Genomic DNA, 22,849 nt, shown 5'->3' with positions numbered 1-22,849 from the left:
ACTCATCCGACCTGCGGATCAGCGCAGCCGCTTGATCAGGCTTGAGGTGTCCCAGCGGCCGCCGCCCATGCGCTGCACGTCCTTGTAGAACTGATCAACCAGCGCGGTGACCGGCAGGCTGGCGCCGATCTGGTCGCCGGTGGCCAGCACGATGCCCAGATCCTTGCGCATCCAGTCGACGGCAAAGCCGAAGTCGAAGCGGTCCTCGGCCATGGTGGCGTGGCGGTTGGCCATCTGCCACGAACCGGCGGCGCCCTGGCTGATGACCTCGACCAGTTGCGCGACGTCAAGGCCGGCCTTCTCGGCAAAGGCCAGCCCCTCGGACAGGCCCTGGACAAGGCCCGCGATGCAGATCTGGTTCACCATCTTGGCCAGTTGCCCGGCGCCGACATCGCCCATGCGACGGCAGATGCGGGCATAGGCGGCGATCACCGGCTCGGCCTTGGCGTAATCGGCATCAGACCCGCCGCACATGACCGACAGCACGCCCCCCTCGGCCCCCGTCTGCCCGCCCGAGACCGGCGCGTCGACATAGCCCAGTTCCAGATCGGCGGCGACAGCGGCCAGTTCGCGCGTGACCTGCGCCGACACGGTCGTGTGATCGACAAAGACCGCGCCCATGCCCATGCCGGCGAATGCGCCGTCCGCGCCGATGCACACCGCGCGCAGGTCATCGTCATTTCCGACGCAGGCCATCACGACATCCGCGCCCTCGGCTGCCGCGCGGGGCGTGGGCGCAGCCTGGCCTGCGTGGGACAAAAGCCAGCGGTCGGCCTTGCCCGGCGTGCGGTTATAGACCGTCACCTGATGCCCCGCCGCCGCCAGATGTCCGGCCATGGGAAAGCCCATCACGCCCAGCCCCAGAAATGCCACCTTTGCCATGACGTGATCCCTATCCCCGTTGTATCCATGCCCCTGCTGTCTTAGGAAACGCACAGCCGCCCCGTCAACACGCGCCCTACGACCGGACCCGCCCATGCCGACCCTTTTCAGATGGCTGTTGCGCCTTGCCGTCCTGTCGATCCTGCTGATCGTGCTGGCCGCCACCGCGCTGTGGTATTTCGCCAGCCGCTCGCTGCCCGAATACAACGCCAGCCATCCGGTCGCGGGCATCACCGCCCCGGTCGAGATCGTGCGTACCGCCGAGGCCGTGCCGCATATCTTTGGCGCCACAGACGGCGACGTGTTCTTTGCGCTTGGCTTTGCCCATGCCCAGGACCGGCTGTGGCAGATGGTGATGCTGCGGCGCACCGTGCAGGGCCGTCTGTCCGAGGTGATCGGCCCGGCCACGCTGAAAACCGATGAGATGATGCGCAGGCTTGATCTTTATCGGCTGGCCGGTGAGGCGGTGCCGGCCCAGGACGAAGCGACCCGTTCCGCGCTGGAGGCTTATGCCGCCGGGGTCAATGCCTGGATCGCGCGGGTCAATGCCGGGGCGCGCGGCCGCGGCGCGCCGGAATTGTTCCTGTTTTCCAATGAGATCGCCTATTGGCAGCCGCAGGATTCGCTGGCCATCCTGAAGCTGATGGCGTTTCAGCTGTCCGATCAGGCGGCAACCGATGTGCTGCGCGCCCGGCTGAACCGGCTGTCGCCCGACTGGCCGCGCGATCTGATGCCCGATGCGCCGAACATGCCCGGCGAGATGCAGGATCGTCAGATGCAGGGTCAAGGGCCAGCGGCGTTGCCCGCCTATGCCAGCCTGTTCGACACCGCCCTGCCCGCGCCTGGTCGCGCGGATGCGCCGCTGGCCGGGATGCTGCCGGGGGTTGCGGCCTCGAACGCCTTTGCCGCCGCGCCGCGCCGGTCGGCGGCGGGGGGCAGCCTGCTGGCCAATGATCCGCATCTGGGCCTTGGCGCGCCCTCGATCTGGTATCTGGCGCGGCTGGAGCTGGCCTCGGGCGGGGTGATCGGTGCGACGATACCGGGGATGCCCCTGATCCTCAGCGGGCGCAATGACCGGCTGGGCTGGGGGGTGACGGCGGCCTATGCCGATGATCAGGACGTGCTGATCGAGGAGGTCGACCCCGCCGATCCGGGCCGTTACCGCACGCCCGATGGCTGGAAGCCGTTTGTCAGCCGCCCATCCATCGTCACCATCAAGGATGCCGCGCCGGTCACGCTGACCCTGCGCTGGACCGACAATGGCCCGGTGCTGCCTGCGGGTGTGATGGGTCTGGGCGATGTGGTGCCGCCGGGTCATGTCGCCTCGCTGGCCTGGACGGCACTGTCGCCCAAGGACACCAGCATGTCCGCGGCCATGGCGCTGATGCGGGCGGGCAGTGTCGATCAGGCGGTGGCGGCGGGGGCCGGGGTGCTGGCGCCGGTCTTGAACCTGACGCTGGCCGACAAGGATGGCGTCGGTCTGGTGACGGTCGGCGCGTTGCCGCGCCGCGATCCGGGCCATCAGACCCAAGGCCGGATGCCCGCGCCGGGTTGGGTGGCGCAGAACCGCTGGCAGGGGGTGATGCCCACCGCCGACAATCCGCGCATCCTGACGCCCGCCAGCGGCGTGGTCGGCAACACGAACAACAAGATCGTCGACCACCCCTTTCCCGATCATGTGGGCTTTGCCTGGGGCGACACGCAGCGCATCCAGCGCCTTGACCGGTTGATGCAGATGCGCGAGGTCCACACCCGCGACAGTTTCATCGCCGCGCAACTGGATACCGTCAGCCCCGCCGCGCGCGGCCTGCTGCCCTTGGTCGGCGCCGATCTGTGGTTCACCGGCGAGCCTGCGCCCGAGGGCACGGCCGAGCGTCAGCGCCAACGCGCGCTGGAGCTGCTGGCCAACTGGGACGGCGAGATGAACGAGCATCTGCCCGAGCCGCTGATCTATGCCGCCTGGATGCGCGCGCTTCAGCACCGGCTGATCCGCGACGAGCTTGGCCCGCTGGCCGAGGATTTCACCCAGCTTCAGCCGCTGTTCATCGAACGGGTGTTCCGCAATGTCGATGGCGCGGGGCATTGGTGCGACATCATCCAGTCGGCCCCCATCGAGACCTGCAACGACATTGCCCGTCAGGCGCTGGATGCGGCGCTGCTGGATCTGGGCGCGCGGTTTGGCACCAATCTGACCAGTTGGCGGTGGGGCGATGTGCATGAGGCGCAGCAGGATCACCCGGTGCTGGGCCGGGTGCCGATGCTGGGCTGGCTGGTCAACATCCGGCAATCGATCTCGGGCGGGGATTTCACTTTGGCGCGCGGCCAGACGGCGGGAACGGGCGACAATCCGTTCCGCGCGGTGACGGCGGCGGGCTATCGCGGGGTCTATGATTTCGCCGATCCCGACAGTTCAGTGTTCATCATCTCGACCGGGCAATCGGGCCATCCGTTCAGCCGCCATTACGACGATCTGGCGGAATTGTGGCGGCGGGGCGATTACATCCCGATGTCGCTGGACCCCGATCTGGCGCGCGCCGGGGCCGAGGGGATCACCCGGCTGGTGCCCGAAGGGGCCGCCCCCGCCGCGCCCTGACCCGCCGCCTGCGCGGGTGGCGCGGGCGGATGGATAGATGGGCCAAGAAGAAAGCAGCAGCGTGGTGGGGCTGTCAGGGGCCGGCGGCCGGGTCAGCGCGGCAGGTCGGTGGGGGGCAACGGGTCAGCCTCAGCGCCTGCGCCGCCTGCCCCCATGCCAAGGCCCATGGCCATGCCGCCCCCGCCTGCGCCGCCAGCACCGCCGCCGCCGCCGCGACCGCCGCCACCCCGACTGCTGCCGCCGCTGCGCCCGCTGCCACCGCTGCCGGGGCGGGTCGGGCCTTGCAGCGGGATCGCCAGCCCCTGCGGGATCGGGTCCAGATCAAGCGCGCTTCGGATGAAATCGCGCAGGCTGGCGACCAATTGCGCGGTGGCGATGCGGCGTCCGGCGACAAGATCGCGGGCGGCCGCCTCGGCCAGGCGAACCTGGTCTTCGGTGCCCAGCAGAAGGATGTCGGACAGCGCCCCCTCGACCGCATCGCGGATGCGGCGGCTGCGGTCGCTGCCCAGATCGGCCTCATCTTCATCGCCCGCCGCGCGGGCCGTGGCGCGCAGGTCGCGCAGATGCGTGGGATCGACCGTCAGGCTGCCGGTGAACGACCCGCCCAGCGTCTTGTAGGCGGCGATCAGCACCTTCAGCCGTTCATTGATCTGCCGGTTGGCGCGTTCGCGGCGCTGCTGGATCGTCACCATCATCAGCACCCGCAGCCCGACGCCGATCAGCGTGATCAGCGCCAGCGTCAGGATCGTCGACAGCAGGCTGTGCCAGTTGCTCAGGTCCAGATTGCGCAGCATGAGGCCCCCTTTCGCGCGTCAACGCACGCGGGTGCGGCAGGGTTCAGTCGGCCCCGCCGAAAAGCGCCGCATATTCGCCCTGCTGGCGCGCGGTCCAGCGCAGGGTCAGGCGGTGGCCGGTCTCGGTTTCCCGCTCGTCCTGCACCACGCCCGCATCATGCAGCCACGCGCGCGCGCGGCCATCGGCAAAGGTCAGGTCGATCACCTGCACCCGGCGCGCGCCGTCGCGGGATTGTTCCAATTCGTCCAGCCGCGCCTCGATGGCCGCGACAAGGCCGGGCAGGCCCTGCCCCGTCACCGCGCTGACCGCCGCCACATCGCCGCGCCGCGCGTCGGTGGTCAGCAGCGCCGCGCGGGTCTCGGGCGACAGCGCGTCGATCTTGTTCCAGACCTCGATCAGCGCCACATCCTCATCGACGCCCAGACTTTCCAGGATGTCGCCCACGTCACCGGCCTGTTCCTCGGTCTCGGGGTGGGAAATGTCGCGCACATGCAGGATCAGGTCGGCCTCCAGCACCTCCTCCAGCGTGGCGCGGAAGGCGGCGACCAGTTCATGCGGCAGATCGCTGATGAAACCCACGGTGTCCGACAGGATCACCTTGCGCCCCGAGGGCAGCGTGAGGCCGCGCATCGTCGGATCCAGCGTGGCAAACAGCATGTCCTTGGCCATCACCTCGGCCCCGGTCAGGTGGTTGAACAGCGTCGATTTGCCGGCATTGGTATAGCCGACCAAGGCGACGATCGGGAACGGCACCTTGCGCCGCGCGGATCGGTGAAGCTCGCGCGTTTTCACCACCTTGGCCAGTTGCCGGCGCAGGCGGATCACCTGTTCGTCGATGGCGCGGCGGTCGGCCTCGATCTGGGTTTCGCCGGGGCCGCCGACAAAGCCGAAACCGCCGCGCTGCCGTTCCAGGTGGGTCCAGGCGCGCACCAGGCGACTGCGTTGATAGCTGAGCGCGGCCAGTTCCACCTGCAACACCCCTTCGCGGGTGCGGGCGCGGTCGGCGAAGATTTCCAGGATCAACGCGGTGCGATCCAGCAGTTTGACATCCCAGTGTTTTTCCAGATTGCGCTGCTGCACCGGTGTCACCGGGCCGTCGACCAGCACCAGGTCGATCTCGGCCTCGCGCAACTGCGCCCCGATTTCATCCAGCTTGCCGGTGCCGAACAGATGGCCCGGATGCGGGTCGCGCAGCCGCACGACCTCGGCGCCCTGAATGTCCAGATCGGGCAGCGCGGCGGCAAGCGCCACGGCCTCGGACAGGGCCAGGTCGGGGGCGCGGCGGGTGCGGCCATCGCGCAGATCGGGGTGGATCACAAAGGCGCGGGTCAGGGCCTTTGCGGTGTCATGCGCGCTCAATCGTCGCCTTCATAAAGGGTGATGGGCTGGCCGGGCATGATCGTGGAAATCGCGTGTTTATACACCAGTTGCGATTGGCCGTCGCGGCGCAGAAGCACGCAGAAATTGTCGAACCAGGTGATGACGCCCTGCAATTTCACGCCGTTGATCAGAAAGATCGTCACCGCGACCTTCGATTTGCGGACGTGGTTCAGAAAGGCGTCCTGAAGGTTCTGCTTGTCCGAGGCCATGGGCGTTTCCTTGCTTCTTCGTGGGCTTCTTGGTGGTGGTTCTTGTCGTCAGCTCAAGGGGTTGCGGGGCGCGGCCGGGGATCACCCCGCCGATCACTTTAGCGCTAGTCGATTTGTGGCGTGACTGCAAGTCCATGTCCAGACCATGTCCGACGCTATCAGGACCGCCACAATTCGCGGTTGAACAGCGCCAGAATGGCCAGCGTTTCCAGCCGCCCCAGCACCATTGCGCCGGCCAGCACCGCCTTGGTCATGTCCGCCAGCCCCGACCAGCTTGGCGCGCCGACGCCGGTCAGCGCACCCGACACCGCCGCCAGCGGCCCGGTGTTCGACAAGGCCGAGATCGACAGCATCATCGCCTGAAGAAAGGCCAGGTTGGACAGCGACACAAGCGCGGTGACGACGGCGATGGCGGCGGCAAACAGCATGAAGAACAGGAAGGCCAGAAATGCCGCCTCGCTGCGCAGCCGGCGGGCGATGCGGCCGCCGCCGGGAACGACCGCGGGATGCAGCAGGCGGTCAAGCTCATGCCGGCCGTGCATCATCAGCGCCGCGACGCGCAACAGCTTGACCCCGCCCGCGACGGTGGCGACGCCGCCCCCGGTGATCGCCAGCCCGGCCAGCATCAGCCCCGGCGCCGACAGCCCCGACCAGCCGCGTGCCAGGGCAAAGTCGCGCGCCTCGAACCCGGTGGTGGTCAGGAAGGACAAGGCGGTAAAGGCCCCGGCCCAGGCGGTGCGGGCGGCCTCGGCCAGGTTCTGCCAGGGGGTGATCGCCTGGGTCGGCACGGCGGCGTGAAAGGCGATGTGGCGCGCCACCAAGACGGCGGGCACGGCGATCACGATCAGCGCCGCCAGCCGCAATTCGGGATCGCGCGCCAGCCGGTCGGAAGCGCGCAGCAGCTTGCCCTCGGCCGGCCACAGGCGGCGCGATAGCGCAAGGATCAGGACAAGCGCGATCAGCACCTCGCCCATCAGCCCCGATCCGGCGGTCAGGCCGATGGGCTGCGGCCCCGCAGTCATCCCCGCCACCGGCCCCGCGATCGGCGTGATCCCCGAGGTCGAGACCGTGGCCATCGCGTGACACAACGCCACCAGCGCCGGATCGCCCGCCAGCATCAGCGCCACCCACAAGCCCAGCGTGATCGCCGCATAGACCGGCGCCAGAACACGCGCAAAGCGCATCAGCCGGGCGGCGGCGTCCACCGCCTCGCCCGGCACGGGTTGCAGCCGCGCCCCGGCTCGACCTGCATCCGCGCCCGCCCCCACGCCCAGCCGCGTCAGGTTGTCCTGACTGCCGCCGCCGGGCGCCGACATCATCTCGAACCCGCCGATCTTCAGCGGCGCCAGGATCGAGATCGCCGCGATCAGGATGAACAGACCGCCCAGCCAGCCCACGATCGCGCGCCACAGATGCAGGCTGGGCGACAGCCGCGCCGGGTCATAAAGCGTGGCCCCCGTGGTGGTGAAGGCCGACACCATTTCCCACCAGGCGTTGAACAGGCCGGTGTCGGGGATCGATTCATTGAACGGGATCGCCAAACCCAGGGGCAGCATCGTAAAGGCCGCCAGCACGGTCAGCAGATGCGACCGCGCCTGGCGCGCGGTGCCCGGCGGCGCAGGATCGGCGCTGGTCGCCAGCCCCGCCAGCACCACCAGGATCAGCCCCAGGCTGCCCGCATGCAGGAACGACCGCGCCACCCGCAGATCATGCGCCACCCCGGCATGGATCGCGGGCACGAACATCGCGATGCAGCCGATCCCGGCCAGGATCACCATCAGCGGCAGGCGGCGCGCCAGTCGGGTCATCGCGCGCCCCTAGAAATAGTCGATCGAGACCTGCAACAGGCGCTCGATCTCGGGGACATCGGCGCTGAGGCTGAAGATCACCACCACGTCGCCTTCCTCGATGCGGGTGTCGCCGGTAGGCATCACCACGCGGCCCGATTTCATCACCGCGCCCAGCACCGCGCCTTCGGGAAAGCCTACATCGCGGATCGCCCGGCCCGTCAGGGGCGAGGTCGACAGCACCTGTGCCTCGATCACCTCGGCCTCGGCATCGCCGATCGAATAGATCGCGCGCACCCGGCCATGGCGGATGTGGCGCAGGATCGAGCTGACGGTGGTGGCGCGCGGGTTGATATGGGCGTCGATGTTCAGTTCCGCCGCCAGCGGCACCATGGTCGGGTCATTGACCAGCGAAATCGCCATCCGCGCCCCAAGGGCCTTGGCGCGCACCGCGCCCAGGATGTTGGTCTTGTCGTCATCGGTCAGCATCAGGATCGCATCGGTGCGTTCCACCCCGGCCTCGTCCAGCAGTTCGGCCGACAGCCCGTCGCCATGCAGCACGATGGTGCGCGCCAGACTGTCGGCGGCCAGTTCCGCCCGCGCCCGGTCGCTGTCGATGATCCGCGCCCGGATACCGGTGCCGCGCTGTTCCAGCTTTTGCGCCACCGTCAGCCCGACATTGCCGCCGCCGACGATCAGCACCCGTTCCGCCCGCGCCCCGGATTTTCCGAAGATCTCGACGGTGCGCGGCAGATCCTCGGTGACGGTCAGCACGTGGATGTGGTCGCCCGCAAACAACTGGTCGCGCGGCTCGGGCGCGAACAGACGCCCCTCGCGGCGGATCCCCACCACCCGCGCCCGCAGCGAGGAAAACAGGTCGGTCAGATCGGTCAGCGGCGTGTTCAGCACCGGGCAATTGCCATCCAGCGCAAGGCCCAGAAGCTGCGCCCGCCCGCCCAGAAAGGTCTCGGCGTCAAAGGCCGAGGGCACCGCCAGCCGCTTCAGCGCCGCCTCGGCGACCTCGATCTCGGGGCTGATGATGACGTCGATGGGCAGGTGCTCGGTCTGGTAAAGGTCGGAATAGATCGCATCCAGATAGGCGCGGCTCCGGATGCGGGCGATCTTGCGGGTGACGGCAAAGACCGAATGGGCGATCTGGCAGATCACCATGTTCACTTCGTCGGACTGGGTGGCGGCGATGATCAGATCGCAATCGCGCGCACCGGCGCGGTCCAGCACCTCGGGGTGGCTGGCAAAGCCGACCACGCCCTGCACATCCAGCGCATCGGTGGCGCGCCGCACCAGTTCGGGGTTGGCGTCGATGACGGTGATGTCATTGCGTTCGCCCGACAGATGCCGGGCGATCTGCCAGCCCACCTGGCCCGCACCGCAGACGATGATCTTCATGGCCGTCCTTTCGCTTGCCCCCCGTTGTCGCGCGCGGGCGGGCTTGCGTCAACGGGGGCTGCAGCGGGCCGCTTACCGCAGCGCCTGAACCACCTCGTCGGCCTTTTCGGACATCAACTGGAAATGCCGATGCGCCGAGGCCTGCGTCAGCTTGCGATCACAATTCCTGAGCCAGTCCCGCAATTCCTGAGACCGCCAGTCTTGCAGGTCGTTCAACAGGTGATCGGCCCGGATCGTGCGCGCGGTCTGGCGCAGGCTGTCGCGGCCATGTTCGGCCATTGTCTGCGCGAAGGCCCGCAGGATCAGATCAAGGTCGCGCGCCAGCCGGTTGGAATCCTGTTCCAGCCGAACGCATGCAGCCTGGTCCAGTTCGATGCCGTGACCCTTGACGGAAAAGCCGTCGCGCACCTTGGCAATCTCGGCCTGAAGCGCGGCGATGGCCTCGGTCAGTTCGGTCTGGATCTGATCGCGGGTCTTGCGCCGATCCGCCTGCGCAAGCCGTGGCGCCCAATAAAGCAGGATCACCGGCACCGCGATCGCCGCCAGCGCCGAAACGACGCTGGCCAAGGTTGAAATGCTGTCCATCACAATACACCTTCATGGCCCGAAAATCCGCCGGGCCGGTTGCGGTCCTGATCTCTAATCCTCGCCCACCACATGTCCCGAGACGACGCCCAGCGACTTCAGCTTGCGGTGCAGGGCGCTGCGTTCCATGCCGACGAAACCGGCGGTGCGGCTGATGTTGCCGCCGAAGCGGTTGATCTGGGTGACCAGATATTCGCGTTCGAACAGCTCGCGCGCCTCGCGCAGGGGCAGCGCGGTCATCGGCGCGGCCAGCGTCACACGGCCCTCGGACTCGTCGCTGCCGGCGGGGCCGCCGACCTCGCGCGGGTCGATCGGGCCTTGGCCCTCGCCCAGGATCAGGATGCGTTCAATGACGTTGCGCAACTGCCGGATGTTGCCGGGCCAGTCCATCGTCTGCAGGACCGAGGCCGCATCCGCCGCGATCTCGCGCAGCGGCAGGCCCTGGCTTGCGTGAAAACCGGCGATGAAATGCTGGGCCAGTTCGACGATATCCTCGCGCCGTTCCGACAGCGCGGGCACGGCGACGGGGACGACGTTCAGCCGGTCGAACAGTTCCTGGCGGAAGTTGCCGGCGGCGATTTCGGCGGGCAGGTTGCGCGTGGTCGAGGAGATCACCCGCACATCCACCTGCACCTTGTTGGCCCCACCCGCGCGGGTGAAGCTTTGTTCGGTCAGCACCCGCAGCAGGCGCGGCTGGGTGCCCATCGGCAGGTCGCCCACCTCATCGAAATAGATGATGCCGCCATGCGCCTGTTCCAGCAGGCCCTTTTCGATGCCGCGATCAGGGCTTTCGCGGCCAAACAGCACGTCCTCCATCCGGTCGGGGTCGATGGCGGCGCAGGTCACGGTCACGAAGGGCGCATCGGCGCGCGTCGAATGGGCGTGGATATAGCGCGCGGCCATTTCCTTGCCCGATCCCGGCGCGCCGGTCAGCATCACGCGGGCGTTCGATTTCGTCACCTTGTCAAGCTGGTCGCGCAGCTTGCGAAACGCGGGCGAGGCCCCCAGCATGTCGGCCGGGCTGGTCTCGCGCTTGCGCAGGCTGGCGTTTTCGCGCCGCAGCTTCGACGCCTCCATCGCGCGGCCGATGACGACCAGCAACTGATCGATGTTGAAGGGCTTTTCGATGAAATCATAAGCGCCCTGCTTGATCGCGGCGACGGCGATTTCGATATTCCCATGCCCCGAGATGATGACCACCGGCACATCGGGCATGTTGCGCTTGACCAGCTTCAGGATGTCGATCCCGTCCATCCGGCTGTCCTTCAGCCAGATGTCCAGGATCAGCAGCGCCGGCGCCTCGGCGTTGATCTGGGCCATTGCCTCGTCGGAATTGCCGGCCAGCCGGATCGGGAAACCCTCATCCTTCAGGATGTCGCCGATCAGTTCGCGGATGTCCTTTTCGTCGTCCACAATCAGGATGTCGTTGCTCATCTATCTGCCTTCGGTCTGCATGTCTGGGCCGCCTTCTGGATGGGCGGTCTCGACGGGGGATTTGAACGGGTCGCGCGGGCTGCGCGGCAGGCTGGCGCGCGACGGGCCATGGCCGTTGCCGGTGGCGCCACGGGCGCGCGGCAGGCGGATCTCGGCCTGGGCGCCGCGCGGGGTCAGATCGTCCGGCCCATCGGTCAGCACAAGCGCGCCGCCATGTTCCTCGATGATCTTTTTCACGATCGGCAGACCCAGCCCGGTGCCGCCGGGGCGATGGGTGACATAGGGTTCGAACAGCCGGGATCGATCCTCGGGCAGGCCGATGCCATTGTCGCGGATGCGGATGATCGCGGCGTCGGGGGTGGTGGTCAGCGACAGATGCACCTGCGGCTGCCAGCCCTCGGGCGCGCCCTTCTGGCGCAGCATCCCGATCGCCTCGCCCGCGTTCTTGACCAGATTGGTGATCGCCTGTCCGATCATCGTGTCGTCAAAGGTCATCACCAGATCGCCGGGCGGAATGTCGGCCACCAGCCGGGCGCCATCCAGCGCGTCCTGTTGCAGCGTGGCAATATCGCGCAAGAGCCGCGCCAGATCGTGATCGCGCCGGTCGGGTTCGGGCATCCGCGCGAACTTTGAAAACTCGTCGATGATGCGGCGCAGATCGCCGGTCTGGCGGATGATGACGCCGGTATATTGGTCCAGCGCCTCGGCCTGATCGCCGGCCAGCGGTGCGAACTTGCGTCGCAACCGTTCGGCCGACAGCGCAATGGGCGTCAGCGGGTTCTTGATCTCATGCGCGATGCGGCGGGCGACATCGCCCCAGGCGGCCATGCGCTGCGCGCTGACCAGTTCGGTGACGTCCTCGAAGGCCACGACATAGCCTTCGGGGTTGCCATCGGCGGCGTGGCGCTTGGCGATGCGCACCAGCAGGCTTTCCAGACGGCCATCGCGGCTGACGCGGATTTCCTCTTGCACGACATCGGCGATGCCGTCGGTCAGCCGGGCAAAGAGCGCGGCGAATTCGGGCACGGCCTCGGCCAGCGGGCGGTCGTGATCGCGGGCCGGGTCCAGCGCCAGCAGGCGCTGCGCCGAGCGGTTCAGAAAATCGACCTCGCCCGCCGCATCCAGCCCGATCACCCCCGATGTGACCGAGGACAGCACGGAATCAAACCGCCGCCCACGTTCCTCGGACGTGGCATTGGCCGCCACCAGCGCGTCGCGCTGTGCCTTAAGCTGCCGGGTCATGGTGTTGAACACCTGCCCCAAAGTGGCGATTTCGTCATTGCCGCTGGCCGGGCGCACCTGCACGTCCAGATCGCCGCCGCCCACCCGTTCGGCGGCCTGCGCCAACTGCCCGATGGGGCGCGACAGCCGTTCGGCCAGCCACAGCCCCAGCCACATCGCCGCCAGCGTCAGCAGCAGCGCAAAGCCCAGATACAGCAGCGCAAACTCGGCCAGCATCCGGCCCCGCGTCGCCTCAAGCTGGTTATAAAGGCCGACGGTTTCGCGGGTGTCGTCCAGAAGCCCCAGCAGATCGCCATCCACCGCGCGCGAGATATAGACGAAGCGGTCGGTCAGCGGGCTGATCTGCGCCAAAGCGCGGAACTCGTTGCTGGACCAATCCTCGATCAGCACGGTTTCGCCGGCGCGCGCGCGGTCCAGATCGGCGGGGCTGGGCTGTTCGTAATCGAAAAGATACGACCGGTCGCCCCGCGCCCGGATCTGGCCGGTGCCGTCGATGACAAAGGCTTCTTTCAGGCCGCGCTGCACCTGCATCTGACCGGCGGTCAGCACCTCGCGCCAGTCGCCGTCGCTGATCAGCGGGCGTTCGTCGCGAGCGGCGGCCAGCATCGCGCGCAGCGCCCGCGCATCGGCGGTCAGATCGCGGCGATGTTCGTTCTGATAGGCCTCGGCGGCATCCAGCGAGGTGGCGACCACGCGCTGCACCCGGTCGGAAAACCAGCCGTCCAGACCGATGTTGACGGTCAGCCCGCCGAACACGGCGACCAGAATGGTGGGCACCAAGGCCACGCCGGTAAAGATCGCCGCCAGCCGTGCGTGCAGCCGCGACCCGGCCGAGCCGCGGCGGCGTTCGATGATCGCCCGCGCCAGCCGCGTCAGCACCAGCCCCGCGACGACCAGCAGATAGACCAGATCGACCAGCAGAAGGGTGCGCAGCCCCCCCGATTCCAGCCCCCGGCCAAAGGGACCAAGCGCGGCAAAGGTCGCAAGCGCCAGCACCGGGCCAAGCGCGACCAAAAGCAGCGTCAGGATGTTCAGCACCCGCCGACGCGCACCACGACGCCCCAGCCGCTGCCACAGCCCCGGCTGCACGGCTGGCCCCGTTGTCGAAATGCTGGCGTCGCGCGTCATCTGCCTTGCCCCCGGCGGGCCAAAGCGAAAAAGGCCACACCTGTTGCGCGTTTACATCATCTTGCGGCGGCGCGAAACCTGAATGTTCAGATCGGTCAGCTTCTTGCGCAAGGTATTGCGGTTGATGCCCAGCAGGTCGGCACATCTGGCCTGGTTGCCGCCGGTCGCGGCCAGCGCGATTTCCAGCAGTGGCACCTCGATTTCATGCAGGATACGGTCATAGACGCCGGGCGGCGGCAGCGCGCCGCCATGCAGGTCGAAATAGCGCTGGATATGCCGGGCGACGGCGGCCTGAAGGCGCTCGGTCTCGGCGCTGACGGCACCGGCTTCGGCGGCCATGCCGGGCTGGCGGGCCAGGGCGGCCTCGACTTCGGGGCGGGTGATCTCATCCCCGGCGGCGGTCACGGCCAGGCGGCGCAGGGTGTTTTCCAGCTGCCGCACATTGCCGGGCCAGGGGTAGCCGCGCAAAAAGGCCGCAGCCGGCGCGGCCAGACGCCGCAGCGGGCCGCCCTCACGCTCGATCCGGGCCAGCGTGTGATCGGACAAAAGCGCGATATCCTCGATCCTTTCGCGCAAGGGCGGCACGGCCAGCACGACCCCGCCCAACCGATAGAACAAATCCTGCCGGAAGCGACCGGCCTGCACCTCTGCGGCCAGATCGCGCTGACTGGTGGCCAGGATGCGCGGCGCGGGCTGCGGCAGCGCGTCCATCATCCGCGCCAGCCGCCCCTGCGCCTCGGCGTCGAAATCAGCGACCTCATCCAGCACAAGCGATCCGCCGCGCACCCGGCTCAGGATCATGTCCGTCGCCTCATGCCCGACCAGATCGGCGGCGGTGACGCTGACAAAGGGCAAAGTGCGGCGGTCGGAAAAGTCGTGGATGGCGCGCGCGATCAGCGATTTGCCGGTGCCCGATTCCCCGGCGATCAGCACCGGCAGATCGGCATTCATCACCCGCGCAACCAGCCGATACAGCGCCTGCATCGCGGGGGTCCGCCCAACCAGCGGCAGTTCGGCATCGGGCGCGGGGTTGGGCGCGCGGGGGTTGGGCGCGGGCCGCGACCGGCGGCTGTCCAGCGCGCGGGCGGCGCGTTTCATCAGATCGGGCAGGTCAAAGGGCTTGGGCAGATAGTCGAACGCCTCGGCCTCGGCGGCGCGGATCGCAGTGACGATGGTGTTCTGCGCCGAAATCACGATCACCGGCAGGCCGGGACGGCGGCGCGCGATCTGCGGGATCAGGTCGATGCCATTGCCATCGGGCATCATCACATCGGTGATGACCAGATCGCCCTTGCCCTCATCCACCCATCGCATCAGCGTGACCAGGCTGGCGGTGGCGTGAACCTTGACGCCCGCGCGGGTCAGCGCCTGGGTCAGCACCGTGCGGATCGTACGGTCGTCATCGGCGACAAGAACGGTGCCATCCATCAGCTTTCCTCCTGTTCGGCGCGGCGCGGCGCAAGCGGCAGCGACAGCCGGAACACGGTGCGGCCGGGGCGGCTGTCGACGCCCACAAGGCCGCCGTGATCGGCGATGATCTTGGCGACCAAAGCCAGACCGAGGCCGGTGCCATTCTCGCGCCCGGACACAAACGGCTCGAAGATCTCGGCGGCAAGCGCGGGCGGAATGCCGGGGCCGTCGTCGATCACCTCGATCTGCAAGGGCAGCGTCCGGCCCTGCCCGTCCGGCCCGCGCAGGCGCAAGGCGTGGTCGTAGAACGTATGCAGCCGGATCGTGCCGCGCCCGCCGGGTGCGGCCTCGATGGCGTTCTTCAGCAGGTTCAGGAACACCTGCACCAGTTGATCGGCATCGCCCCAGGTGGCGGGCAGCGAGGGGTCGTAATCCTCGATCATCGTCATCGCCGCGCCGTAGCCCATGGTCGCCATGCGTCGCGCGCGGTCCAGCACGTCGTGGATGTTCACCGCGCGGCATTCGGGGGGGCGGGTGTCGCCGAACTGTTCGACCTGTTCCAGCAGTTTGACCACGCGGCGGGTTTCATCGACGATCAGCGCGGCCAGCTCCTGATCCTCGGGGGTCAGGTTCATCGACAGCAGTTGCGCCGCCCCCGCGATCCCGGCCAGCGGGTTCTTGATCTCATGCGCCAGCATCTCGGCCATGCCGATGGCGGCGCGCGCGGCAGAACGGCTGGCCCCGGCGCGCCCCAGCCGTTCGGTCACATCGCGCGGCGTGAACAGCACCAGCGCCTGCCCCTCGGCATCGGCCAGCGGCGCGGCCTGCACGGTGCAGATCGCATCCTCCAGATCGGCGCGGCTGACGTCGACGTCATTGACAAAATGCGACGACTGGCTGACCCGCAGCCGCGCCAGCACCGGGGCCAGATCGGTGGACAGCCGGATACGCTCGCCCAGCCGTGTGCCGGTCAGGCTGCGGGCCGACAGGTTGAAGAACAGCTCGGCCTGCGGATTGACGGCGCTGATGCGGTCGTCAGCGCCGATCACCAGCGCGGGCACGGGCAGCGAGGCCCAGATCTGCCCGAAGCCGGTCATGCGGCGGCCTTTCCGGGGGCATCACCGGGGGCATCGGCAAAGATCGCCGCAATCAGCCGCTGGGCCGTGGCGGCGTCGGGCGCGGTCAGCAGCCGCTTGCGATCCGCCGCCGCAACGCCTGCCGCATCGGCATACCAGCCCAGATGCTTGCGCGCCACGCGCAGGCCAAGATCGGTGCCGTAAAAGCCCAGCATCGCCTGATGATGGGCGCCGATCAGATCGGCCAGCGCCCTTCCCTGCGGCGCGTCAGGCGGGGTCTGGCCAGCCAAAGCCGCGCCGATCTGCGCGACGATCCAAGGGCGGCCCTGCGCGCCGCGCCCGACCATCACCCCATCGGCACCGGATGCCGCCATCGCCGCCCGCGCCGACGCCGGCCCCGTCACATCGCCATTGGCCAGCAGCACCACACCGGGCAGCGCCGCACGGGTCGGCGCGATCGCCGCCCAATCGGCCTGCCCCGTGTAAAACTGCGCCCGCGTCCGGCCATGGATCACCACCATCGCCACCCCCGCGTCGCGCGCCCGCGCGGCGATCAGCGGCGCGTTCAGGCCATCGTGATCCCAGCCCAGCCGCATCTTCAGCGTCACCGGCACGCCGCCCTCGGCCTGCCCCGCCTCGGCCACCGCCTCGATCAGGCGAAGCGCATGGTCGGGGTCGCGCATCAGCGCCGATCCCGACAGCCCGCCCGTCACCTTGCGCGCCGGACAGCCCATGTTGATGTCGATGATCCGCGCCCCCATCCCGGCCACGATCCGCGCCGCCCGGCCCATCGGCGCGGCCTCGCGCCCGGCCAGTTGCACCGAAACCGGCACATCCCCCGCCCCGGCGATTTCCGCCTTGGCGCGGATCTGCGCGCGAACCGAAGGCCGCGCCGTCACCATCTCGGCCGAGGCGACCATCTCGGACACCACCAGCCCCGCGCCAAAGCCCGCGACCACGGCGCGAAACGGCTGATCGGTGATCCCCGCCATCGGCGCCAGCGCCACGCAGGACGCCAGCCGCACATCACCGATCATGGGTGGCGGCGCAACGGGCTGGCTGGGCATCGGCATCGACATCAGGGCATCCTTTGACGGGGGCTTAACGCGGGCGGTAGCGATTGGGATGACAAACCAGGGCCGTGGCCCGGCCAGATCCGCGCTTTTCGCGGCTTTTGCCTGTTTTTTAGGCGAAACGCCAGACAGACAGGCAGGAAAAGGGCGCCGAACCCACCCTTGCGCGGGTGATCGCAGGGGGGTAGCACCTTGGGCATGAGCGTTGCGATCATCATCACCGCCGCCGGACAGGGCAGCCGCATGGGCGACGGCCCGGCAAAGCAGTGGCGCGATCTGGCCGGCGTGCCGGTGATCGCGCGCACCATTGCGGCCTTTGCCGGGCGCGGCCGCATCGTGGTGACGGTGCCGCCCGATCAGATGGCGCTTGCCGCCGAACTGACGCGCGGGGCGGTGACGCTGATCGCCGGGGGTGCGACGCGCGCGGCCTCGATCCGAAACGCGCTTGAGGCGCTGGAGGGCACAGGCGTCAGCCGCGTGCTGATCCATGACGGCGCGCGCCCGCTGGTCGATGGGGCGGTGATCGACGCTGTGCTGGCGGCGCTGGATCACGCCCCCGCCGCCGCCCCCGCCTTGCCTGTCACCGATGCGCTGTGGCGCGGCGATCAGGGGCGCGTCACCGGCCTTGTCGACCGCACGGGGCTTTGGCGCGCGCAAACCCCGCAGGGCTTTCATTTCGACGCGATCCTGGCCGCCCATCGCGCGGGCGATGGCAGCGCGCCCGATGACGTGGCGCTGGCGGTCGCGGCCGGGCTGCCGGTGGCGATCACGGCGGGGTCCGAGGACAATCTGAAACTGACCTTCCCCGGCGATTTCGACCGGGCCAACCGCATTCTGGGGACTGCCATGGATATCCGCACCGGCAACGGCTTCGACGTTCACGCCTTCGAGGCCGGGGACCATGTGGTCCTGTGCGGCGTCACCATCCCCTTTGATCGGGGGCTGAAGGGCCATTCCGATGCCGATGTGGGCATGCATGCGCTGACCGATGCGATCTATGGCGCGCTGGCAGATGGCGATATCGGCCAGCATTTCCCGCCCAGCGACCCGCAATGGAAGGGGGCTGCCAGCGACATCTTCCTTCGCCATGCCGCCGGTCTGGCGCGCACGCGCGGCTTTCGGATCAGCCATTGCGATGTGACGCTGATCTGCGAGGCGCCGAAGATCGGTCCCCATGCGGGCGCGATGCGCTCCGCGCTGGCCGCGATCATCGGGATCGAGGTCGACCGCATGTCCGTGAAGGCCACCACCACCGAACGGCTGGGCTTTCCCGGCCGGGGTGAGGGCATCGCGGCCCTGGCCACAGCCACGCTGGTGAAGCCATGATCCGCGCCATCAACACCTTTTTCTTCATCGGCACGTTGCGGCCTGCGCCCGGCACCTGGGGATCGGCGGCGGCGATCGCGGCGGGGTTGATCCTCTATCGGTTGGGCGGCGCGCCGCTGCTGGCCATGGCCACCGCCGCCGTGACCGCGCTTGGCTTCTGGTCGGTGGCGCAGGGCACCCGTGGCATGGCCGATCCCGACGCCAGCGAGATCGTGATCGACGAGGTGGCCGGGCAATGGCTGGCCCTGTGCTTTCCCGCCTTCGGCTTCTGGTCGCGCGGACTGCCTTTGGACAATTTCCCCTGGCCGGGCTGGGTCGCGGCATTCCTGCTGTTTCGGCTGTTCGACATCTGGAAGCCCTGGGTGATCGGCCGGGCCGACCGGCGCGGCGATGCGCCGGGCGTGATGCTGGACGATCTGTGGGCGGGCCTGTTCGCAGGCATCGGCACGCTGATCCTGGCGGGGCTTTACCATGGGGTGATGATGCGATGACGCCCGAACGGATCCTGGCCGCCGCCCGCGCCCGTGGCGCGCGCATCGCCACCGCCGAAAGCTGCACCGGCGGCTTGGTGGCCGCCGCGCTGACCGATCTGCCGGGATCGTCCGATATGTTCGACCGGGGCTTTGTCACCTATTCCAACGCCGCCAAGATCGAACTGCTGGGCGTGACCGACACCACCCTTGCCGCCCATGGCGCGGTCAGCGAGGCGACCGCCCGCGAAATGGCCGAGGGCGCGCTTGGCCGGTCCGCCGCCAGCCTCGCCGTGGCCATCACCGGCATTGCCGGGCCGGGCGGGCAAGAGGCGCCCGCCGAGGGCCGCGTCTGCCTGCACGCCGACGCCTATGCCACCGCCAAGCCCGAAGGCATGGTCTGCTTTGCCCTGGCTGAACGCGGCCGCCCGACCCGCGCGCTGACCGTGCAGTTCGGCGCGCTTGGCCGCGCCCATGTCCGCGCCGCCGCCCGCGACCAGGCGCTGGACTTGCTGGCAAAGGCCTTGGGCGCGTGATCCGCGCCCTGCCCCATTCCGGTCATTTGCCCGCCGAAACCGCCTGATTTTCGGGCATTTTGAAAACCGCCCGGCTTTTCGGCGGATTTTGCCCCGCTGCCGCTTTTCGCGCCACGCGCGGCCCGCCACGACAGCCCCAAGGATAACCAAATTGGGGATGCAGGGAATGAATGCCGCCGATACCGCCTGGGTGATGACAGCCAGTGCGCTGGTTCTGTTGATGTCGCTTCCCGGCCTTGCGTTGTTCTATGGGGGGCTGGTGCGGGCGCGCAACCTGCTGTCTGTCTTTGCCCAGGTCTTTGCCATCGCCGCACTGATGAGCCTGACCTGGCTGGCCGCGGGCTATGCCTTGGCCTTTGGCACCGGCAACGGCCTTCTGGGCGGCCTCGTTGACGCGCGTCCCTGGTTCATGGCCGGGGTCGATGCGGAGGCGCTGCGCGGCAGCCTGCCCGAGATCGCCTTTTTCACCTTTCAGATGACCTTCGCCGTCATCACCCCGGCGCTGATCGTCGGGGCCTTCGCCGAACGCATCAGCTTTGGCTTCGTGCTGGCGTTTTCGGCGATCTGGCTGCTGATCGTCTATGCGCCGGTCGCGCATTGGATCTGGGGCGGGGGCATGATGGCCGATGGCGGCATGTTCGGCGCGCTCGGCACCCGCGATTTCGCCGGGGGCATCGTCGTGCATGAGACCGCAGGCCTTGCCGCCCTGGTGCTGGCGATCATGGTCGGCCCGCGCCGCCACCGCACCACGCCGCCGCACAGCCCCGGCCTTGTCGCCATCGGCGCGGGAATGCTGTGGGTCGGCTGGTTCGGCTTCAACGGCGGATCGCAACTGGCCGCCGACGGCACCGCCGCGATGGCGATCACTGTCACCCATCTGTCGGCCGCCGCCGCCACCCTGTCCTGGGCCGCGTGGGAGCGGGTGAAGTTCGGCCGCAGCTCGCTGGTCGGGATCGTGACGGGCACCATCGCCGGGCTGGCCTCGATCACCCCGGCCTCGGGCTATGTCGCGCCCTGGCAAGCGGTGCTGATCGGCGCGGTCGCGGGCGTGCTGTGCCAGGAGGCCGTGCTGCTGATCCGCCACCGCTTTGGCATCGACGACACGCTGGACGTGTTCGCCGTGCATGGCGTGGGCGGCATCTTCGGCACGATCATGATCGCGGTCCTGGGGCTGGGCAGCGCCATGGCGCAACTGGGCGCGCTGCTGATCGTGGGCCTCTGGACCGTGGCCGCGACCTGGGCCATCGCGCGCGGCCTGTCCTTGGTCATCCCCCTGCGCGTCGATCACGAATCCGAGGTCAACGGCCTTGACCTGTCGACCCATGGCGAACGCGCCTATGACGTGAACTCCTGACCGGCGGGCTTAGCCCAGCGTCACATCCAGAAACATCATCAGGATCAGCCCCAGCATCAGACCGAATGTGGCGCGATCCTGATGGCCGTTTCGGTGGGTTTCGGGCACGATTTCATGGCTGATGATATACAGCATCGCCCCCGCCGCGAAGGTCAGCCCCCAGGGCAGTAGCCCGCCCATGACGGTGACCAAGGCCGCACCGATCAGCGCGCCGACCGGCTCGATCAGGCCGGTGGCCATGGTCACCAGAAAGGCGGTGCGGCGCGAATAGCCCTGGCCGACCAGGGCCAGGGCGACGGCCATGCCCTCGGGGATGTCCTGAATGGCGATGCCGGTCATCACCGACAGGCCATTGGCCTGATCGCCCGCGCCAAAGGCCACGCCGATCGACAGGCCCTCGGGGAAGTTGTGGATGGCAATGGCCAGCACGAACAGCCAGATCCGCGCCAGCTGCGCGGGGTCGCCCCCCTCGCGGCCCATGACGAAATGTTCGTGCGGGATCGACCGGTTCAGCCAGGCGACAAAGCCCGCGCCAAGTGCGATCCCGGTTCCGGCGATGGCGGCGGCGATGGTGACCGACCCGTGCCGCGCCTCGGCCGCCGCGATGCCGGGCAGGATCAGCGAAAAGAAGCTGGCCGAGATCATCACCCCGGCGGCAAAGCCCAGCATCGTATCGGATGTGCGCTGCGTCATGGACCTGCCGACCAGCGCCGGGATCGCCCCCAGCGTGGTGGCCAGCGCCGCCACGAAGCCGCCCAGCGTGCCCATCAGGATGGGGTCCATGACCGTTCCTTTCCCGGTTGATCGCGCCAATGAACAGCCGCGCCCCGGACTTGTCCAGAGACACCACCGCAGATTGCGCGCCGCCGCACCAGTTGCTAACCCTGGGGCAAACCAGAGCGGAGAACACCATGCCCGTCGTCACCTGTATCGAGGATCTGAAGCGGATGCACCGCCGCCGCGCGCCGCGGATGTTTTACGACTATGCCGAATCGGGCAGCTATACCGAACAGACGTTCCGCGAAAACGTCAGCGATTTCAGCCAGATCCGGCTGCGGCAGAAAGTGGCGGTGGATATGTCGGGACGCTCGAGCGCCTCGACCATGATCGGCCAGCCGGTGACCATGCCGGTCAGCCTGGCGCCGGTCGGCTTTACCGGGATGCAGGCCGCCGACGGCGAGATCAAGGCGGCGCGCGCGGCGGAAAAGTTCGGCGTGCCGTTCTGTCTGTCCACCATGTCGATCTGCTCGATCGAGGATGTCGCGGCGCATACGACCAAGCCCTTCTGGTTCCAGCTTTATGTGATGCGCGACCACGGTTTCGTCGACCGCATCATCGACCGCGCCAAGGCCGCCGGGTGCAGCGCACTGGTTTTGACGCTGGATTTGCAGATCCTGGGGCAGCGCCACAAGGATCTGAAGAACGGCCTGTCCGCGCCGCCCAAGCTGACCCTGCCGACGATGCTGAACCTCGCGACGAAATGGGCCTGGGGGCTGGAGATGCTGGGCACCAAGCGGCGGTTCTTTGGCAATATCGTCGGCCATGCCGAGGGCGTGGGCGATGCCGCCAGCCTGACAAGCTGGATTTCCGAACAGTTCGAGGAAAAGCTGGACTGGTCGATGATCGCCCGCATCCGCGACCGCTGGGGCGGCAAGCTGATCCTGAAAGGCATCCTGGATGTCGAGGATGCGATCATGGCGGCCGATTTCGGCGCCGATGCGATTGTCGTGTCGAACCACGGCGGGCGGCAACTGGATGGCGCGCTGTCGGCCATTCGCATGTTGCCACAGATTGTGAAGGCCGTCGGAGACCGCGTTGAAATCCATATGGATTCCGGCATACGCAGCGGTCAGGACGTGCTGAAGGCGCTGGCGATGGGGGCGCATGCGACATCAATCGGGCGGGCCTTCATCTATGGCCTGGGCGCGATGGGCGAGGCCGGGGTGACCCGCGTGCTGGAGATCATCCACAAGGAGCTGGACGTGACCATGGCCCTGTGCGGCGAGCGGCGTGTGCAGGATCTGGGGCGGCATAATCTGCTGCTGCCGGACGGATTTCTTGACGGTTATCGCTGATGGGGACGTTGCAGGGGGGGGGGGGGGGGGGGGGGGGGGGGGGGGGGGGGGGGGGGGGGGGGGGGGGGGGGGGGGGGGGGGGGGGGG

Annotated in this window: 19 protein-coding genes; 6 read left to right on the top strand and 13 right to left on the bottom strand. The window is 68.5% G+C overall.

Going from position 1 to position 22,849, the window contains the following annotated elements; genetic code table 11:
• Positions 1–18: 18 nt before the first annotated feature.
• Positions 19–882: an NAD(P)-dependent oxidoreductase gene (locus tag ACEYYA_RS12075; protein WP_374800967.1), complete on the bottom strand. Its 864-nt coding sequence runs from the start codon at positions 880–882 to the stop codon at positions 19–21.
• A gap of 94 nt (positions 883–976) precedes the next feature.
• Between ACEYYA_RS12075 and ACEYYA_RS12070 the strand changes: the two genes are divergently transcribed.
• Positions 977–3,475, top strand: a complete 2,499-nt coding sequence (locus ACEYYA_RS12070; protein WP_374800965.1) for a penicillin acylase family protein — start codon at positions 977–979, stop codon at positions 3,473–3,475.
• 92 nt (positions 3,476–3,567) lie between these two features.
• Here the strand turns inward: ACEYYA_RS12070 and ACEYYA_RS12065 are convergent, their stop codons facing one another.
• The 11 genes from ACEYYA_RS12065 to dusB all read right to left on the bottom strand — a co-directional run bounded on the left by ACEYYA_RS12065 (position 3,568) and on the right by dusB (position 17,007).
• Positions 3,568–4,269 carry a hypothetical protein gene (locus ACEYYA_RS12065; RefSeq protein WP_374800963.1) on the bottom strand — a complete coding sequence of 234 codons (702 nt, stop codon included), beginning with the start codon at positions 4,267–4,269 and terminating at the stop codon, positions 3,568–3,570.
• Positions 4,270–4,312: 43 nt separating this feature from the next.
• Positions 4,313–5,629 carry a GTPase HflX gene (hflX, locus tag ACEYYA_RS12060; protein WP_374800961.1) on the bottom strand — a complete coding sequence of 439 codons (1,317 nt, stop codon included), beginning with the start codon at positions 5,627–5,629 and terminating at the stop codon, positions 4,313–4,315.
• Positions 5,626–5,859 (bottom strand): RNA chaperone Hfq, encoded by a 234-nt coding sequence (hfq, locus tag ACEYYA_RS12055; protein ID WP_374800959.1) that lies wholly within the window; start codon positions 5,857–5,859, stop codon positions 5,626–5,628. Before hfq ends, hflX begins: the two co-directional genes overlap by 4 nt.
• A gap of 158 nt (positions 5,860–6,017) precedes the next feature.
• Entirely contained in the window at positions 6,018–7,667 is a 1,650-nt protein-coding gene (locus tag ACEYYA_RS12050) for a potassium transporter TrkG (protein WP_374800957.1), read from the bottom strand.
• Between the two features lie 9 nt (positions 7,668–7,676).
• Positions 7,677–9,053: a Trk system potassium transporter TrkA gene (trkA, locus tag ACEYYA_RS12045; protein ID WP_374800955.1), complete on the bottom strand. Its 1,377-nt coding sequence runs from the start codon at positions 9,051–9,053 to the stop codon at positions 7,677–7,679.
• Positions 9,054–9,125: 72 nt separating this feature from the next.
• The gene (locus ACEYYA_RS12040) at positions 9,126–9,638 is read right to left on the bottom strand and encodes a hypothetical protein (RefSeq protein ID WP_374800953.1); all 513 of its coding nucleotides are present in this window, start codon (positions 9,636–9,638) and stop codon (positions 9,126–9,128) included.
• 54 nt (positions 9,639–9,692) lie between these two features.
• Positions 9,693–11,072: a nitrogen assimilation response regulator NtrX gene (gene ntrX, locus ACEYYA_RS12035; RefSeq protein WP_374800951.1), complete on the bottom strand. Its 1,380-nt coding sequence runs from the start codon at positions 11,070–11,072 to the stop codon at positions 9,693–9,695.
• Complete coding sequence (locus tag ACEYYA_RS12030) at positions 11,073–13,442, bottom strand: sensor histidine kinase NtrY-like (protein ID WP_374800949.1); 2,370 nt, start codon at positions 13,440–13,442, stop codon at positions 11,073–11,075.
• A 51-nt stretch (positions 13,443–13,493) separates the two neighbouring features.
• The gene (locus ACEYYA_RS12025; protein WP_374800946.1) at positions 13,494–14,870 is read right to left on the bottom strand and encodes a response regulator; all 1,377 of its coding nucleotides are present in this window, start codon (positions 14,868–14,870) and stop codon (positions 13,494–13,496) included.
• Complete coding sequence (locus ACEYYA_RS12020) at positions 14,870–15,949, bottom strand: two-component system sensor histidine kinase NtrB (protein WP_374800944.1); 1,080 nt, start codon at positions 15,947–15,949, stop codon at positions 14,870–14,872. Before ACEYYA_RS12020 ends, ACEYYA_RS12025 begins: the two co-directional genes overlap by 1 nt.
• Positions 15,946–17,007, bottom strand: a complete 1,062-nt coding sequence (gene dusB / locus ACEYYA_RS12015) for a tRNA dihydrouridine synthase DusB (RefSeq protein ID WP_374800942.1) — start codon at positions 17,005–17,007, stop codon at positions 15,946–15,948. Before dusB ends, ACEYYA_RS12020 begins: the two co-directional genes overlap by 4 nt.
• Before the next feature lie 192 nt (positions 17,008–17,199).
• On the opposite strand from dusB, the gene ACEYYA_RS12010 reads away from it, so the two are divergent.
• From ACEYYA_RS12010 to ACEYYA_RS11995, 4 genes are all read left to right on the top strand, one after another.
• Entirely contained in the window at positions 17,200–18,327 is a 1,128-nt protein-coding gene (locus ACEYYA_RS12010; RefSeq protein WP_374800940.1) for a bifunctional 2-C-methyl-D-erythritol 4-phosphate cytidylyltransferase/2-C-methyl-D-erythritol 2,4-cyclodiphosphate synthase, read from the top strand.
• A complete protein-coding gene (locus tag ACEYYA_RS12005; RefSeq protein ID WP_374800938.1) occupies positions 18,324–18,818 on the top strand; it encodes a phosphatidylglycerophosphatase A family protein in 495 nt (164 codons plus the stop codon). Before ACEYYA_RS12010 ends, ACEYYA_RS12005 begins: the two co-directional genes overlap by 4 nt.
• Positions 18,815–19,333 (top strand): CinA family protein, encoded by a 519-nt coding sequence (locus ACEYYA_RS12000; protein WP_374800936.1) that lies wholly within the window; start codon positions 18,815–18,817, stop codon positions 19,331–19,333. The genes ACEYYA_RS12005 and ACEYYA_RS12000 overlap by 4 nt, the downstream gene beginning before the upstream one ends.
• A gap of 166 nt (positions 19,334–19,499) precedes the next feature.
• Positions 19,500–20,687, top strand: a complete 1,188-nt coding sequence (locus tag ACEYYA_RS11995; protein ID WP_374801102.1) for an ammonium transporter — start codon at positions 19,500–19,502, stop codon at positions 20,685–20,687.
• A gap of 9 nt (positions 20,688–20,696) precedes the next feature.
• Here ACEYYA_RS11995 and ACEYYA_RS11990 read toward each other — a convergent pair whose 3' ends face one another.
• The gene (locus ACEYYA_RS11990) at positions 20,697–21,470 is read right to left on the bottom strand and encodes a ZIP family metal transporter (protein WP_374800934.1); all 774 of its coding nucleotides are present in this window, start codon (positions 21,468–21,470) and stop codon (positions 20,697–20,699) included.
• A 128-nt stretch (positions 21,471–21,598) separates the two neighbouring features.
• Between ACEYYA_RS11990 and ACEYYA_RS11985 the strand changes: the two genes are divergently transcribed.
• Positions 21,599–22,762 carry an alpha-hydroxy acid oxidase gene (locus ACEYYA_RS11985; RefSeq protein WP_374800932.1) on the top strand — a complete coding sequence of 388 codons (1,164 nt, stop codon included), beginning with the start codon at positions 21,599–21,601 and terminating at the stop codon, positions 22,760–22,762.
• Positions 22,763–22,849 lie beyond the last annotated feature (87 nt).

This window comes from Paracoccus zhouxuedongae (assembly GCF_041927815.1).
GTDB lineage: Bacteria > Pseudomonadota > Alphaproteobacteria > Rhodobacterales > Rhodobacteraceae > Paracoccus.
The sequence above is the reverse complement of the archived record's forward strand: the minus strand, read 5'-3'. Positions and strand labels throughout refer to the sequence as shown.